The organism is Streptomyces thermoviolaceus, assembly GCF_045209695.1.
In the GTDB taxonomy this organism is placed as follows: domain Bacteria; phylum Actinomycetota; class Actinomycetes; order Streptomycetales; family Streptomycetaceae; genus Streptomyces; species Streptomyces thermoviolaceus.
Genome location: NZ_CP109280.1, coordinates 505632 through 520787 on the forward strand (window position 1 = coordinate 505632; position 15156 = coordinate 520787).

At 74.5% G+C, this 15156-nt stretch carries 13 protein-coding genes and 1 pseudogene; 5 read left to right on the top strand and 9 right to left on the bottom strand.

Annotation, left to right across the window (positions count from 1 at the left end):
- Positions 1-107 precede the first annotated feature (107 nt).
- Entirely contained in the window at positions 108-929 is an 822-nt protein-coding gene (locus tag OG899_RS02295; protein ID WP_168131020.1) for a polysaccharide deacetylase family protein, read from the bottom strand.
- A 450-nt stretch (positions 930-1379) separates the two neighbouring features.
- Positions 1380-2228, bottom strand: a complete 849-nt coding sequence (locus OG899_RS02300; protein ID WP_125499738.1) for an SDR family oxidoreductase — start codon at positions 2226-2228, stop codon at positions 1380-1382.
- A 219-nt stretch (positions 2229-2447) separates the two neighbouring features.
- Between OG899_RS02300 and OG899_RS02305 the strand changes: the two genes are divergently transcribed.
- Positions 2448-3689, top strand: a complete 1242-nt coding sequence (locus OG899_RS02305) for an MGDG synthase family glycosyltransferase (protein WP_406310875.1) — start codon at positions 2448-2450, stop codon at positions 3687-3689.
- Positions 3690-3734: 45 nt separating this feature from the next.
- On the opposite strand, the gene OG899_RS02310 is transcribed toward OG899_RS02305, so the two are convergent.
- Positions 3735-4217, bottom strand: a complete 483-nt coding sequence (locus tag OG899_RS02310; protein WP_168130924.1) for an RpiB/LacA/LacB family sugar-phosphate isomerase — start codon at positions 4215-4217, stop codon at positions 3735-3737.
- Between the two features lie 99 nt (positions 4218-4316).
- Complete coding sequence (locus OG899_RS02315; protein WP_189427692.1) at positions 4317-5423, bottom strand: serine/threonine-protein kinase; 1107 nt, start codon at positions 5421-5423, stop codon at positions 4317-4319.
- A 252-nt stretch (positions 5424-5675) separates the two neighbouring features.
- Between OG899_RS02315 and OG899_RS02320 the strand changes: the two genes are divergently transcribed.
- Complete coding sequence (locus OG899_RS02320) at positions 5676-5852, top strand: hypothetical protein (RefSeq protein ID WP_168130922.1); 177 nt, start codon at positions 5676-5678, stop codon at positions 5850-5852.
- Positions 5853-6169: 317 nt separating this feature from the next.
- Here OG899_RS02320 and OG899_RS02325 read toward each other — a convergent pair whose 3' ends face one another.
- The 4 genes and pseudogenes from OG899_RS02325 to OG899_RS02340 form a co-directional block, all read right to left on the bottom strand.
- Positions 6170-7039: an AraC family transcriptional regulator gene (locus tag OG899_RS02325; RefSeq protein ID WP_125499742.1), complete on the bottom strand. Its 870-nt coding sequence runs from the start codon at positions 7037-7039 to the stop codon at positions 6170-6172.
- Positions 7040-7214: 175 nt separating this feature from the next.
- Positions 7215-8111: pseudogene (locus tag OG899_RS02330) on the bottom strand (sulfite exporter TauE/SafE family protein); the annotation flags it as partial.
- A 146-nt stretch (positions 8112-8257) separates the two neighbouring features.
- Positions 8258-9769: a long-chain fatty acid--CoA ligase gene (locus OG899_RS02335; RefSeq protein ID WP_125499743.1), complete on the bottom strand. Its 1512-nt coding sequence runs from the start codon at positions 9767-9769 to the stop codon at positions 8258-8260.
- 129 nt (positions 9770-9898) lie between these two features.
- A complete protein-coding gene (locus OG899_RS02340) occupies positions 9899-11086 on the bottom strand; it encodes an acetyl-CoA C-acyltransferase (protein ID WP_125499744.1) in 1188 nt (395 codons plus the stop codon).
- Between the two features lie 137 nt (positions 11087-11223).
- Between OG899_RS02340 and OG899_RS02345 the strand changes: the two genes are divergently transcribed.
- Positions 11224-12042, top strand: coding sequence for an alpha/beta fold hydrolase (locus OG899_RS02345; RefSeq protein WP_125499745.1), 819 nt, complete (start codon positions 11224-11226; stop codon positions 12040-12042).
- Positions 12043-12474: 432 nt separating this feature from the next.
- Positions 12475-12957 (top strand): Dps family protein, encoded by a 483-nt coding sequence (locus OG899_RS02350; protein WP_125499746.1) that lies wholly within the window; start codon positions 12475-12477, stop codon positions 12955-12957.
- Between the two features lie 5 nt (positions 12958-12962).
- Here the strand turns inward: OG899_RS02350 and OG899_RS02355 are convergent, their stop codons facing one another.
- A complete protein-coding gene (locus OG899_RS02355; RefSeq protein ID WP_189427693.1) occupies positions 12963-13844 on the bottom strand; it encodes a Cof-type HAD-IIB family hydrolase in 882 nt (293 codons plus the stop codon).
- 382 nt (positions 13845-14226) lie between these two features.
- On the opposite strand from OG899_RS02355, the gene OG899_RS02360 reads away from it, so the two are divergent.
- The gene (locus OG899_RS02360; RefSeq protein WP_229813786.1) at positions 14227-15042 is read left to right on the top strand and encodes an SAM-dependent methyltransferase; all 816 of its coding nucleotides are present in this window, start codon (positions 14227-14229) and stop codon (positions 15040-15042) included.
- The last annotated feature ends 114 nt before the right edge of the window (positions 15043-15156 follow it).

The following is a 15156-nucleotide window of genomic DNA, read 5'->3' on the forward strand; positions in this document are numbered from 1 at the left end:
AGGGGCAGGGGCGGCGCTGATCGGTGACGGGGGGAGGCAGGGGCGGCGCCGGTCGGTGACGGGGAGAGGCAGGGGCGGCGCCGGTCGGTGACGGGGAGGGGGCGGGGTCAGTGCCGGCCTGCGGCGGGCCGTCGGGGGGCTCGCGGTGCGGTCCGGCGGGCGGTGTGTCGCGCGCAGTCCGCCCGTGCGCCCTCGGGGTGTCCCGTGTCGTGCCCGCCGACCGCGTGGTCCGCCAGGGTGCCGACCTCCCACCCCGCGTCCCGGCAGCCGACGACCAGGGCGGGCAGGGCGCCGAGGGCGGCACGCCAGCAGCCGGGGGCCGAAGCGCGGTCCGAGTCGTGCAGGAGGATCGTGCCGCCGCCTCTGAGGTCCACGCTCACGGTGGCCCGCACGGTGGCGGGGGTGGCGTCCGCGGTCCAGTCCCGCCCCCAGGCCGTCCACAGCACCGGACGCAGGCCCAGGCGCCGTCCCGCCGCCCAGCGGCCGCCGGTCAGGATGCCGTAGGGCGGGCGGTACCACAGCGGTCGACGGCCCGTGATGTCCCGCACCGCGCGGGCGGCGCGCGCGATCTCCGCCAGGTCGCGGGCGGGTGCCGGGAGCCAGGGGCGGCTGTGGGTCCAGCCGTGCACGGCGAGTTCGTGTCCGCGCCGGGCGATGTCACCGGTCAGCTCGGGGAACCGGGCGGCATGCTCCCCCAGGACGAAGAAGGTGGCGCGGACGCCCAGCCGGTCGAGTGCGTCCAGGAAGTACGGCGTGGAGCGCGGGTCGGGGCCGTCGTCGAAGGTGAGCGCCACATGGTCGGGGCGGCCCAGCCCGGCCAGGCGCGGGAAGCACAGCGCGCGCAGCCGCGGCAGCCAGGTGGCGGCCGGCGCGATGTGGGCCGCGGCGACGGCGGCGGCCGGCGCGAGCGCCGCCGCCACAGGAGGCATCACTGCCCTGCCCTTGCCCTGTTGTCCCACTGGGTCCCTCCTTCTCGGCTGGGGCCGTCGGTCGGCTGCCGACGCGGTCGCGGCGGTGCGCCCCAGGTACCGCGCGGGGGCGGCGCGTCGGCGACCGCCGGTCTGCGCTCCTGGGTCCGGGACCGCGCCGGGCGGGACGGTTCCGTGTCGTCCGTGTGCGGTGGGGCGCCGGCCGGGGAGCATGCGGCACGTCGTGGGCAGGTGTTCCCCGGGCGGCACCGGGCCGAGCCCTCGCCGGGTCGGGTGTCCCTGCGGGGGTGACGGCACAAGGGCGGTGGCCGACCGCCGGACGAGTGGACGGTCCCGCGTCCGGCCGTCCGCCGTTCGGGGGTCGCGACGGACGGGGCACTCGGTGTCCGGTGGACGGGGACGGTCCGTGTCCGGTGGACGGTGCGTGGCCCGTGCACCGTCCGGGCCGGGTCAGCCGAAGCGGGCGGCCAGGCGGCGGTACAGCGCGGGGGCGAGGGCTCTGACCCGGCCCGGCACCCGGGTCCAGCCGGGAACGTACACCTCGTCGCGGCCGTGGGCGACCGCCTCCCACACCGCGTCCGCGACCCGGCCGGCCGGCACGGGTTTCGGCCGGGACCGCCGGTAGGGCACCCCGCGGCGTTCGAAGAACGGTGTGTCCACCACGCCGGGCACCACATGGCTGATGCCGACGCCGGTGCCGCGCAGCTCGTAGCGCACGGCGTCGGCGAAGGTGGCCAGGGCGGCCTTCGCGGCCGAGTAGACCGCCTCGTCGCGCACGCCGACCGTGCCCGCCAGGGAGCCGATGATGACGACCCGTCCGGATCCCTGTCGGACCATGTGGGGCAGCAGCTGCCGCACCAGGTGGACGGTGGCGCGCACATTGACGTCGAGCACCTCGTCGATCGCGGGGTGCGGCATCGTGCTGAACGGCCCCGCCCAGCCGATGCCCGCGCCGGCCACCAGCAGGTCGACCTGCCCGACGCTGTCCAGGGCGAACTCGGCCAGGCGCCGCTCGGCTCCCGGGCCGCACAGGTCCGCCGGATAGACGACGGCCGAGGTCTGGTGGGCGACTTCCTCCAGGCGGGCGCGGTCCCGGCCGTTGAGGACGAGCCGCCAGCCGCCCTCCGCGGCGAGCCGTCGGGCGACGGCGGCGCCGATCCCGGAGGAGGCGCCGGTCACCAGGGCACCCCCGCCGGTCACCGTGCCGTCGGCCGCGCGGTGGCGCGCCGTGCTCGGCGTCGCGGGTGCCTCGAGCGGCGTCCCGGGGCCGGACCGGACGCTGGAGGGGGCTTGAGTCATCGGGAAGCACCTCTGTCTCGACGGATACGGGGGCTGCCGCTGCGGCCCCGGCGGTCCGGGAACTTTGTGCCGGGGGGTGAAGTATCCCGGCGGCCGGGCCCGAAACGCGGGAGGGGCCGGGGCGTGCCCGTCCGTTTGACTGCGGTGGGTGAGGGTTACTCACTACCAGTGTCGTCCGAATCGCTGTCACCGCCACCCCTGCCTTCCGCTCGCGTGGGTGTGAACACACCCGTGCCCGACCCGCGGGCGCGGTCGCACGCCCCCGCCTCCGACGCACCCGGAGCACACGGTGCGCGCGCGCCGGAGCACCCGGCGCCGTCCACGGCGCGTGCGCCCGCTGCCGGGGCCGGGCCGGGTGCCGCCGAGGCCGAACGGCTGCTCGTGCTGAGTGCGAGCATGGGCGCCGGCCACGACACGGTGGCGGCGGAGCTGGCGCGCCGGGCGCGCGCGGCGGGCGGACAGGCGCACGTCGTCGATGTGCTCCGGTTGCTGCCCTGGGGCCTGGGGAGCGGACTGCGCGGCTTCTACCAGGGCGCCGTACGCCACTGCCCCTGGGTGTACGCCGGGATCTACGACTTCTTCCTGCGGCCCGGCCCCTCCCCCCGTCCGAGCGGTACTCCGCTGGCGCGGCTGGCGGCGGGGCCGCTGATGGAGCTGGTGCGCCGTACGCGGGCCGATGTGGTGGTGTCCGTCTTCCATCTGGCCGCGCAGCTCACCGGGCATCTGCGCGAGCGCGGGGTGCTTCGGGTGCCCGGTGCGGTGGTGATCGTGGACTTCGCGGTGCACCGCCAGTGGCTGCATCCGGGCAACGACCTGCATCTGTGTCTGACGGAGGAGACGGCCCGTCGGGTCGCGCGGGATCTGGGCCGTCCGGCGGAGGCGACGGGCCCGGTGGTCGCGCCGGAGTTCTTCACCGACGGACCGACGACGCCCGAGTGGCGGCGCCGCCTGGAGCAGGCGGCGCCGGGACGGCCGGCGGTGCTGGTCTCCGCGGGCGCCTGGGGTGCCGGGGAGCGGCTGCCCCGCACCGCGCGGCTGCTGGCCGCGCACGGCTATGCGCCGGTGGTGCTGTGCGGGCGCAACGAGCGGCTGCGGCGCGCGCTGTCCGGTGTTCCGGGGGTGCTCACGCCCGGCTGGGTGACGGACATGCCGGGGCTGCTGCACGCGTGCGCCGCCCTGGTGGACAACGCGGCCGGGCAGACCGCGGTCCAGGCGCTGGCCGCCGGGCTGCCGGTGGTGGCCCATCGGCCGCTGCCGGGCCACGGCGCGGAGGGTGTCCGCCGTATGGCGGCGCTCGGGGTGTCCGAGTTCGCCGCGGACGAGGCCGCGCTGCTGGACGCGCTGGACCGGCTCACCCGGCCGGGTCCGGAGCGGGAGCGCCGGATCGCGGCGGGGCGTGCGCTGTTCCGTGCGGATGCGCTGGCACGTCTGGTGCGGGCCGAGGCGGTACCCCGGACGTGAGCGGTGCGCCGACGGCGCCGGTGACGCGGCGGCCCGGCCCTGGTCTCAGCGGTCGCCGTCGGCCGCCGTCACGGGTGCCGTGCGGCCGGCGGTGTCGAGGCGTCGGAGCCGTTCGACGTTCTCCCGGTCCTCGGGGTCCGTGCTCGGGCCGGCGGCGAACCAGGCGTCGAGGATCTCGGTCAGCAGCGGCTCGGAGGTCAGACGCAGCCCGAGGGCGAGGACGTTGGCGTCGTTCCAGCGACGTGCGCCCTCGGCGGTGTACGCGTCGGTGCACAGGGCCGCCCGGACGCCGGGCACCTTGTTCGCGGCGATGGAGGCGCCCGTGCCGGTCCAGCAGCACACCACGGCCTGGTCGCTGCGGCCCTCGGCGACGTCGCGGGCGGCGGCCTCGGAGCACGCCGCCCACTGCGGGTCGTCCCCGGGCCGCAGCGCGCCGTGGGTGACCACCTCGTGCCCGCGTTCGCGCAGTCGGGCGACCAGGGCGCGCGCCACGGGTTCGTCCATGTCGGAGGAGACGGAGATCCGCATGCCCGCAGGGTACGTCAGCGGGGCCGGTCGGTCGCACCCCCTGTGGACGACCCACGTCGGGCACCCGGGTGGGGCCGGACGGTGGACGGGGACGGGGGATCAGAACAGGTTCATGCCGACCAGCAGGGCGCCGACGAACAGCAGCGCGCCGGCCAGGACGGCGAGGAGACGGCGGTGGCGGCGCAGCGGTCCGGCCAGGGCGGGACGGCGCGCCGGGACGCGGTGCACGGTGGTGTTCCAGCCGGTGTCCAGGACGGGCGGCGCCGGCGGGTCGACGACACCGGCCGCGGCGCCCGCGAGCGGTGCGGCCGCCGCGCCGTGGTGCAGGGCCGGCCGGGCGGCCGCGTAGGGTTCCAGCACCTGGCCGGGCTGCTCCGGGGGCAGGGGTTCCGCGGTGCCGCGCCAGGCGCCGCCGCGGAACCAGTCGGCGACCTGACGGGCCGTGGGACGCTCCTCGGGCCGCTTGGCGAGCATGCTCAGCAGGTAGTTCTCGAAGGCCGGCGGCAGGGCGGCGCCGCGCTGGTTGGGCGGCACGGGCGCGGAGTCGACGTGCTGGTACAGCAGGGCGGTGGCGGTGTCCGACTCGAACGGGGGTCTGCCGACGGCCAGTTGGTAGAGCACGCAGCCCAGGGAGTAGATGTCGGAGGCGGGGGTGGCGGGCGTGCCGATGGCCCGTTCGGGCGCGAGGTAGAGCCCGGTGCCGACGATCTGCCCGGTGGTGGTGAGTCCGGCGGAGGGGTCGTCGACGAAGCGCGCGATGCCGAAGTCGCCTATGCGCACGGTGCCGTCGTGGTCGCTGAGCAGATTCCCGGGTTTGATGTCCCGGTGCACGATGCCCTGCGCGTGCGCCGCCGCCAGGCCCTCGCCGGCCTGCTGGGCGACCTGGGCCAGGCGTTCCGGCGTCAGTGGTCCGCCGGCGGCCAGTTCACCGGCGAGGCTGCCGCCGTCGACCAGTTCCATGACCAAAAAGCAGCGGCCCTGCCAGGTGCCGAAGTCGAGGGTGCCCACCACGTTCGGGTGGTTCAGCCGTGCGGAGGTCTGCGCCTCCATCCGGAAGCGGGCCTCCGCCGAGGCGTCGGCCACATCGCTCAGCAGCAGCTTGACCGCGACCGGCCGGCCGAGGACTTCGTCCTGGGCCCGCCAGACCTCGCCCATCCCGCCCCGCCCGATGACCGTGTGCAGCCGGTACCGATCCGCCACCAGCACCCGTAGACCGCCTCAATCCCAGAAGAGTCCCACCCTCACAGCGCGCCCATCTTAACGATCACTTGGCGTGTCACCGACCACTGTCCGGCGCTGCGCCCGCCGTCCCGGCCCGGCCTTCCGAACGCACCCGGAGGCGGCTCGGGATCCTTACGAGTGAAAAGCAGAAGGTCGGTCTTCGTACCAATATGTAGAACTGATCACGTATGTCATGGTCGCCCTACCCACTGATCACACGGGAGAGGAAGGACGATCTTGGACCCACTGAGCTGGCTGTTCATCCCGCTGCTGACCGGACTCGTGGCGAGCCTGTGGAACTGCTGTTCCGGCAGGACACGACGCGCCGACGTCTGGTCGGACGTCCAGCGCTACGACCAGGTCCGCGAGGCTCTGGGCCGCGCGGTCGCCTCGGTCGCGGCGCCGACGGCGTAGACGGCGCAGACAGCCTCTGAGGGGTTCCTCGCCCCGGCGAGGGCCTTTCGTTCCGATCAGGTGGATCAGGCCGGACCGACCGGGCCGGACCGGGAGCACACGCACCCGCACCCCTGGCACCGCACGTCCGGCCTGATCCACGGGGCGGAACCAGTGGCAGTGGCACGGTCCGGCGCACCGTGCGTCTCTCCGGCCCCGGTCGTCCGTCGAGCCACCGGGACAACAGCGGTACGCAGCAGTCCGTACCGCTGAGGGACCGGCACTCCGATGTGGCCCGCGTGAGAAAGATCACCCGCCGCAGGGCGGGCTCGCCGGGCTCAGACCGGTTCGACGGGCAGCCACAGCTCGCAGGTCGCGGTACGGAAATCGGCAGCACGGTCGAGGACCGAGACGATCGACGGGCCGGGCCGCAGGCGCCAGGGGTTGGAGGGGAACCAGTCGGTCGCGGTCGCCGCCCAGGCCGTCTGGAGAGCCTGCGGATGCGGTCCGGAGGTACGGAAGACCGCCCACCTGCCGGGCGGGACCTCGATGACGTCGAGATCGTCGGGGACGGGCGCGTCACGGCTGACGGCGACACCGTGCAGGTAGGTCAGTTCGGTGCCCTCCTCGGCCTCGGGGTCGACATCGTGGCTGACCTGCAGCAGGCCGGCCGGTTCGGTGTCGCCGAGGGCTTTGAGCCGGGTGTGCTCCTCGGGCGGCAGGGCTTCGATGTGCCGCTGAATGTGCGGGTTGACGCCCCGGTGGACGAGCGGGACCCGGGCGGCGTGTCCGATGAGACGGAACGCGGGACGGTCGGCGATACGGGCGTCCATGGCGGTGCTCCCTTCCACGGTCAGGCGGAATCTGAGCTGCGGTTGTGTGCGCAGGGGGCCTCCGTCGCGGCGCACGTCGCGCGGGGCCGCGCCGTGCACGGCACGGAACGCCCGCCCGAACGCCTCGGTGGAGCCGTAGCCGTACCGGACGGCGATGCTCAGCAGATCGCGCTCGCCCCGGACGACGTCCGCCGCGGCGACCGTCATACGGCGCCGACGGACGTACTCCGACAGCGGCATGCCGGCCAGCGACGAGAACATGCGGCGCAGGTGGTACTCGGTCGTACCGCTCGCCGCGGCCAGGGCCCGTACGTCGGGTTCCTCGTCGAGGTGCTCGTCGACGAGGCCGACCAGCCGGTTCAGTGCCGCGATCACACAGGCCTCCTTCCGCGTCCGAGCCTGGCACAGGGCGGCCCGCTGCCACCCGACCGTGGAGAACCGATCCGATCAGGCGGGGCCCGAGCGACCCGCCCCCCCCTTGTCGAACCCTGAAGCACCGGCCGCCCCGGCCGACATCCGGCGAACCTCGCTGGTGGTCACGGCGCTGGCCCAGCAGCAGCTGCGGGCCGCCCACGACCGTCGCCGCCGCCACCAGGTGCTCGAACAGCCGCCGGCTGATGCGGCACCGCCCATCCGCCGATCAGCGCGCCGGGGACGACCACCACCAGGGCCGCGCTCAGCAGGAGCGAGCGGCCGTCGATCAGGCCGAGTCCCGCGCTGAACGGCACCTTGGAGACGTTCTTCTTCGACGACCAGGAAGAAGAAGGCCGAGGTGCCCAGGAAGCCGAGCTTCCGGAAGCCTGCCGACAGCAGTTGCATCACAACGTCACCGGACCGCCCGCGTTGGTGACCATGGTGGTGAAGCCGCCGTGGACGCCGTGGGAGCGGGCCTTGAAGCGGCCGGCACGGGTGGCGACCGTGTCCTGGTCGTCGTCGTCGTTCCTGTCGCTCGTGTCGTTCTTGCCGCGCTCGTCGTTCCCGTTGCCTCTGTCGCTTGCCGCGCTCGTCGTTCCCGTTGCTCGTGTCGTTCTGCCGCGCCGGTCGTCGCTCTTGTCGTTCCCGCGTCCGGCCGTCCGCCGCCGTATCACGGTGACAGCCGGAATCAGCAGCAGGATCACACCGGTGGCGGACCGCATCACGGCGTTCGTCGGCCCAGGTCGAGAACAGAATCCCGGCCACCACGCAGACCGCGACCGCCGGGAACAACCGCCACAACGTGGGCCAGTGGGCGTGCCGCCGGCAGGTGAGGACGGCCGGCACGTCACCGGCGATGAGCACCGGCAGCAGCACGCCGGTGGAGGCGCGGGCGGGCAGGACGGCGGCGAAGATCGCGAGGCTGACCGTGTCGGCCCCGCTGACCGCGGTCTTGGAGAAGCCGACCAGCAGGGCCGCACGGGCGAGCACGGCGAAGCCCATCCGCTGAGGTGCCTTGGGTGATCGTGTCCATGCGGACACCGATGCCAGATGCGGACGGGCCCGCGGCGGCAGGGCCGTCTCGTCCGGTGACCGCTCGCCGGGGACGGGCGGTCACCGGACGGCACGCGGCAGCCGTCGCCGCGCCCGACTGCGGCCTCACGCGGGCGGGGCCGCGTCTCAGGCGCCCGCGTACCGGGCCCGCAGTTCCCGCTTGAGCACCTTCATGCTGGGGCCGAGCGGCAGCGCGTCGGTGATCTCCACGCGGCGCGGGTACTTGTGCCGGCCCAGCCGCTCCTTGGACCAGGCGACGATCTCGTCCGGGGCCACGTCGGTGCCGGGTGCGGGGACGACGACCGCGCACACCTCCTCGCCGTGCAGATCGTCGGGCACGCCGATGACGGCGACCTGGGCGATGGCGGGGTGGCGCAGCAGCACCTCCTCGACCTCGCGCGGGTAGACGTTGTAGCCGCCGCGGATGACGACGTCCTTCTTGCGGTCGACGATCCGGATGAAGCCCTCGTCGTCCTTGGTGCCCAGGTCGCCGGTGCGGAACCAGCCGTCGACCAGGGCCTCGGCGGTGGCCTCGGGGCGGCCGAGGTAGCCGGAGAAGACGTTGTGGCCGCGCACGACCACCTCGCCGAGCTCGCCGGGGGCCAGCAGTTCGATCCGGTCCTCGGTCTCGGCGCGGGCGATCTCCACGTCCACGCCCCACAGCGGGTGGCCGACGGTGCCGGGTTTGACGCCGAACACCGGCTGGTTCACGGCCGCCGCGGGGGACGTCTCCGACAGGCCGTACCCCTCGTGGATCTTCGCGCCGAAGGCCGCCTCGAAACGTTCCAGCACGGCCACCGGCAGGGAGGCGCCGCCGGAGACGCACACCCGCAGCTCGGGCAGCACCTCGGCCTCCTGTGCGGCGGCGGCCAGCGCCACGAACATCGTCGGCACGCCGTGGAAGGTGTTCACGCCCTCCTTCACCATCAGCTCGATGGCACGGGCGGCGTCGAAGCGGGGCAGCAGCACGAGGGTCGCCCCGGCCCGCCAGGTGGAGTTCAGCGAGACCGTCTGCCCGAAGGCGTGGAAGAGCGGCAGCGCGCCGAGCGCGATGTCGTCGGGGCGGACGTCGTTGGCGTCGAAGGCGCTGACGGTCGCGTTCATCACCAGGTTGAAGTGGCTGAGCACGGCACCCTTGGGGACGCCGGTGGTGCCGCTGGTGTAGAAGACGACGGCCGGGTCGTCGGCGTCGCGGGTGACGTAGGACGGCAGCGGTTCGGCGTCGGCGGCGAGCCTGTCGAACTCCTCGCCGAGGGTGACGACGTCGACGCCCACCGCCCGGGCGGCGGCGGTGCCCGTGTCGGCCTGCGCCGGGTGGCACAGCAGCAGTCGGGCACCGCTGTCCTTCAGGACGTGCTCCACCTCGGGCTCCGACAGCAGCAGGTGGACGGGGACGACGACCGCGCCGGCGGCGGCGATCGCGTAGTACGCCACCGGGAACTCGGCGGTGTTGGGGGCCATCAGCGCGACCCGGTCTCCGGGCCGCACCCCGCGCTCGACCAGCGCGCCGGCCCGGGCGCGGGCCCGCTGCCAGACCTCGGCGAAGCTGAGCCGCACAGCGCCCTCGACGAGGGCGGTCTTGTGCGGGCGGCGACGGGCGTTCTCGGCGAGGACGGCGGCGACGGAGAGGGTGGCCATGCGGAGATTTCCTTCGGGTGCGGCTTCGTTGCTGCGGTGACGGAAGTGGTCTGCGCCGGGAGCGGTGTGCGCCGGGCAAGCGGGTCTGCGCTGCGGGCCGCGCGCCCCGGGCGGCGGCCCGCGCGGTCCTCAGGCCCGCTCGACCAGGACGGTGCTGCCCTGCCCGACGCCCACGCACATGGTGGCCAGGCCCCGGGCCGCGCCGGTGCGGCGCATGCGGTGCAGCAGGGTGGTGAGGATGCGGGCGCCGGAGCAGCCGAGCGGATGACCGAGGGCGATGGCGCCGCCGGTGGGGTTGACCAGCTCCTCGTCGAGGCCGAGCTGGTCGACGCAGGCGAGCGTCTGGGCGGCGAAGGCCTCGTTGAGCTCGGCCTCCTCGATGTCGTCGATGTCCCAGCCGGCACGGGCGAGCGCCTTGCGGGTCGCGGGGACCGGCCCGATGCCCATCACGTCGGGGTGGACGCCCGCGGAGGCACCGGCGACATAGCGGCCCAGGGACTCGAGGCCCAGCTCGTGCAGGGCGTCCTCGCTGACCAGGAGGAGGCCGGCGGCGCCGTCGTTCATCGGCGAGGCGTTCCCCGCGGTGACCGTGCCGCCGTCCCGGAAGACCGGCTTGAGGCGGGCGAGTTTGTCGAGGGAGGTGTCCTCGCGGATGCACTCGTCGCGGTCGACGACCACGCCGTCGGGCCGCTCGACGGGCAGCAGTTCGGCGTCGAAGAGGCCGTCCTTGGCGGCCCGGGCGGCCAGGCGGTGGCTGCGCAGCGCGAACGCGTCCTGGCGTTCGCGGGCGATGCCGTACCGGGCGGCGACCTCCTCGGCGGTCTCACCCATGGACAGCAGGCCGTGCAGCTCCTTCATGGCCGGGTTGACCAGGCGCCAGCCGAGCCGGGTGTCGAAGGTCTGCATGCCGCGCGGCAGGGCCTCGTCGGGGCGGGGCAGGACGAACGGGGCGCGGCTCATCGACTCCGATCCGCCCGCGAGCACGATGTCCGCCTCGCCGGCGGCGATGGTGCGGGCGGCGGTGGTGACGGCCTCCAGGCCGGAGGCGCACAGCCGGTTCACGGTGGCGCCGGGCACGGTCTCCGGCAGACCGGCGAGCAGGGCGGCCATCCGGGCGACGTTGCGGTTGTCCTCGCCGGCCTGGTTGGCGGCGCCCCAGTAGATGTCGTCGATGCGGGCGGGGTCCAGCGCGGGCACGTCGGCGACCAGGGCCCGGACGACGGCCGCGGCCAGGTCGTCGGGGCGCACGCCGGACAGGGCTCCGCGCAGCTTGCCGATGGGGGTGCGGCGGGCGGCCGCGAAGTGGACGGGACGCACGACGAGACTCCTCCGGGACAGGGCCCGCGCGAGGCCGGCACCGACATTAACTACCACTGCTAGTTTTGGACTATAGACCGGGGATCACTCCCCTGGGAAGATCCCCGTGCCGAGCACTGCCGACGCCGGAGGTGGAGATGGCCGAGACCCGCGAACACACCCTGACCGGCACCCGGGGTGCCCTCTGCGTCCACGAGTGGCCGCGCGACGAGCCCCGGTACCTCGCGCTGCTGGTGCACGGCTACGGCGAGCACGCCGGGCGGTACGCCCAGGTGGCCGGCGTGCTCGGGGCGCACGGCGCCGCCGTGTTCGCGCCGGACCACGTCGGCCACGGCCGCTCGGCGGGCGAACGGGTGGTCGTCGAGGACTTCGAGGACGTGGTGAGCGACGTGCACGCGGCGGCGGACCTCGCCCGCGCCGCGCACCCCGGGCTGCCGCTCGTCATGATCGGGCACTCCATGGGCGGGCTGATCGCCGCCCGCTACGCCCAGCGATACGGCTCCGAGCTGACCGCGCTGGTGCTGTCCGGACCGGTCATCGGGGAGTGGGAGCTGCCGGGCCGACTGCTCTCCCTGCCGGAGATCCCCGACACGCCGATCAGCCCGGCGGCGCTGTCCCGCGACCCGGAGGTGGGCGCGGCCTACGCGGCGGACCCGCTGGTGTGGCACGGCCCGATGAAGCGGCCGACGGTCGAGGCGTTCGCGCGGACCCTGCGGACCGTCGACGAGGGCGGCGACGTGGGGGCACTGCCCGTGCTGTGGCTGCACGGCGACGACGACCGACTGGTGCCGCTGCCCGGCAGCCGGACCGGTGTCGAACGGCTCACCGGCGGCGCGGACGGTGACCTGACCGTGCGGATCTACCCGGGCGCCCGCCACGAGGTGTTCGCGGAAACCGACCGGGACGAGGTGTTCGCGGACCTGACGGCGTTCCTGGACCGGGTGGTGCCGCACTGAGACTCCGGTGGCACCGGTCGCCGGTGACACCCCGCGGCTGCCCTAGGCCCGCATCGGCGGCGACCGACGGCGTCGGCCGCCGCACCAGTGGTGCCTCCGGCGCGTCGTCCGGCGGGCTTCCTCTCGTGATCCGGCCGGTCTCCGCGCGTCGTCCGGCGGGCTTCCGCTCGTGATCCGGCCGGTCTCCGCGCGTCGTCCGGCGGGCTTCCTCTCGTGATCCGGCGGGCTTCCGCTCGTCATTCGGCGGGCTTCCGCTCGTGATCCGATGGGCCACCGCCGGCGGTCCGACGGCCTCCTCGCGGCTCCCGCCGACCTCGGCCCGTTGTTTGCGGTGCCGAGGCCGGGGCACCCGCGCCTGCACGGGGCCGGTGCGTGAAGGCGCCCGGACGGGTGCATCACGGCCCCGGACGACCGCAGAAGGAGAACCACCGTATGTCTGTCGTGAAGAGCACGATTCCCGACTCGGCGCTCCACGTCACCGGAGACGCGTTGCAGAGCACCCTGGTGGAGCTTCTGGGACTGTCGCTGATCGGCAAGCAGGCGCACTGGAACATCGTCGGACCACGGTTCCGCTCCATCCACCTGCAGCTCGACGAGCTGGTGTCGACGGCCCGCTCCTTCGCCGACACGGTCGCGGAACGTTCCGCCGCGCTCGGTCTGCCTCCCGACGGCCGCCCTGAGACGATCGCCTCGCGGTTCACCCTGCCCGGCCCGAAGGACGGCTGGGTGCGCGACGCGGACGTCGTCCAGATCATGGTGGACGCCCTGGGGTCCGCCATCACACGGCTGCGCGAGCGCATCGAGGCCACCGAGAAGCCGGACCCGGTCACCCAGGACCTGCTGATCACGATCACCGCGGAGCTGGAGAAGCAGCGCTGGATGTTCGCCGCGGAGAACGTCTCCGGCGAGGGCTGACCGGGTCAGCCGCGCGGCGGCGGCAGACGCAGCAGCCGGGCGATGGTCCGCAGAACCCCGTTGTCGTTGTTCGACGGGGCGCGGTGACGGGCCCGGCGGGCGACCTCCGGGTGCGCGTTGGCCATGGCGAACGACCACTCGGCGGCGTCCAGCATCCCGAGGTCGTTGAGATAGTCGCCGAACACGAGGGTCTGGGCGGGGGTGATGCCCAGCGCCTGCTGGAGCCGGCGCACCGCCGCACCCTTGTCGGCGGTGCTGTTCATCACGTCCACCCAGTGCTCGCCGGAGACGACGACCCGGTGGGTGGCGGTGAAGGGAGCGAGCGCGGGTGCGGTGGCCGCCTCGACGGAACCGAAGTCGAACACGGCGACCTTGATGACGTCGTCGTCGACGGCGGCGACGTCCTCGACGAGGCGGTGCCGCACGTAGAACTTGCGCACCTCGGCCAGGAACGGCTCGTCGCTCCGCTCGATGTAGGCGGAGCGCTTGCCGCAGACGACGACGCCCACGTCCTGACCGCGCGCGGCCAGCTGCCGCACCGAGGTCACCAGCCGCACCACGTCCGCCGCGGGCAGCGGGTCCGCGCTCAGTTCCGCGCCGTCCCGGACGACGTACGCGCCGTTCTCGGCGATGAACACCATGCCCTTCTCCGCGCCGGCGAACTGTTCGGCGAGCGTGGCGTACTGCCGGCCGCTCGCCGGGCTGAACACCACCCCGCGCTCGCGCAGCTGCGCGAGGACGGGCCACAGCCCCTCGGGCATCCGCTTGGCGTCGTCGAGCAGGGTGCCGTCCATGTCGGTCACGATCAGGCGTATGTCGACGGGCCCGGTCGGCAGGGCGGGACGGTCGTCCTCGGTGGCGGGCGAAGATGCGCAGGTGCTGGGCATGCGTGGTTCTCGGTACTGCTCTCGGTGCGGGGCGCGACGGGCGCGCCCGGTGGACGGTGCGGTGCCGGGCCGCGAGCGGCCCGGCACCGGCCTTCGAGCCAAACACGGCGCACCCGATGGGAGCAAACGCGCCCCCAAGGCGCCCTTCGTCCGCGTGCGTCCCCGCGGCGGGGCGCGTGCACGCCTGCGGCGGGGGCGCGCGCGTGCCTGTGGAGGGGCGCGTGCACGCCTGCTCCGGCACCGGATCGGCCGATTCTCCGGACAGGGTGATCACCGCGCGGCACAATGGCCCGCGGAGTACCGGGCAGGCCACCGGAGTACCGGGAAGGCGCCCACGGCCCCGACAGACCGCCCACGGCCCCGACAGACCAGGAGTGCACTCGTGCGCGACAGCCACGCCCCGACGTCGGACGCCCCGCCGGAGATCGACACCGGTGTGGCGCACAACGCGCGTGTGTGGAACCACTGGCTGGGCGGCAAGGACGCCTACGACGTCGACCGGCAGGTCGGCGACCAGGTCGCCGGGATGTTCCCGGTGATCCGCGACGTCGCCCGGGCCGACCGCGCGTTCCTCGGGCGGGCGGTGCGCCACCTGGCCGGTGAGCGCGGGGTGCGGCAGTTCCTCGACATCGGCACCGGGCTGCCCACCGCGGACAACACCCATGAGACGGCCCAGCGGATCGCCCCCGAGGCACGGATCGTGTACGTCGACAACGACCCGATCGTCCTCGCCCACGCCCGCGCCCTGCTGACCGGCACGCCGCAGGGCGCCACCGCCTACGTCGACGCCGATGTGCACGACCCGGAACGCATCCTCGAACGTGCCGCGGAGACGCTGGACTTCGGCCGCCCGGTGGCCGTGATGATGCTGGGCATCCTGAACTTCGTGCTGGACACCGGCACGGCCCGGGACATCGTGCGCCGGATCATGGCCGCGGTGCCCTCGGGCAGCTTTCTGACGCTGACCCACCCGACGTTCGACGCCGACGTCGGCGGCGAGGGCAATGCCGCGGCCATGGCCTTCTGGAACGAGCATGCCGTGCCCCCGATCACCGCCCGGTCGCGCGCCGAGATCGCGTCGTTCCTCGACGGCCTGGACCTGGTCGAGCCCGGCCTGGTGCCGTGTTCGCAGTGGCGCCCCGACGCGGGCACGCCCGCCGCGGTGCCGCAGTACGGCGCGGTGGCCGTGAAACCCTGACCGCCCGTGCGACCCTGACCGGGGCGGCACGGCCCCGACGGGTGCGGCGACCGGATCCGGGCGGACCGGCCGAGGACTCCGGCGCGTCGGCCCAGGTCCCGAGCCCGCCCACGG

Coding starts and splice junctions, on each gene's coding strand:
- OG899_RS02295 (WP_168131020.1), bottom strand. CDS start 929: ATGCCTCCTGTGGCGGCGGCGCTCGCGCCGGCCGCCGCCGTCGCCGCG.
- OG899_RS02300 (WP_125499738.1), bottom strand. CDS start 2,228: ATGACTCAAGCCCCCTCCAGCGTCCGGTCCGGCCCCGGGACGCCGCTC.
- OG899_RS02310 (WP_168130924.1), bottom strand. CDS start 4,217: ATGCGGATCTCCGTCTCCTCCGACATGGACGAACCCGTGGCGCGCGCC.
- OG899_RS02335 (WP_125499743.1), bottom strand. CDS start 9,769: ATGGCCACCCTCTCCGTCGCCGCCGTCCTCGCCGAGAACGCCCGTCGC.
- OG899_RS02345 (WP_125499745.1), top strand. CDS start 11,224: ATGGCCGAGACCCGCGAACACACCCTGACCGGCACCCGGGGTGCCCTC.
- OG899_RS02350 (WP_125499746.1), top strand. CDS start 12,475: ATGTCTGTCGTGAAGAGCACGATTCCCGACTCGGCGCTCCACGTCACC.
- OG899_RS02355 (WP_189427693.1), bottom strand. CDS start 13,844: ATGCCCAGCACCTGCGCATCTTCGCCCGCCACCGAGGACGACCGTCCC.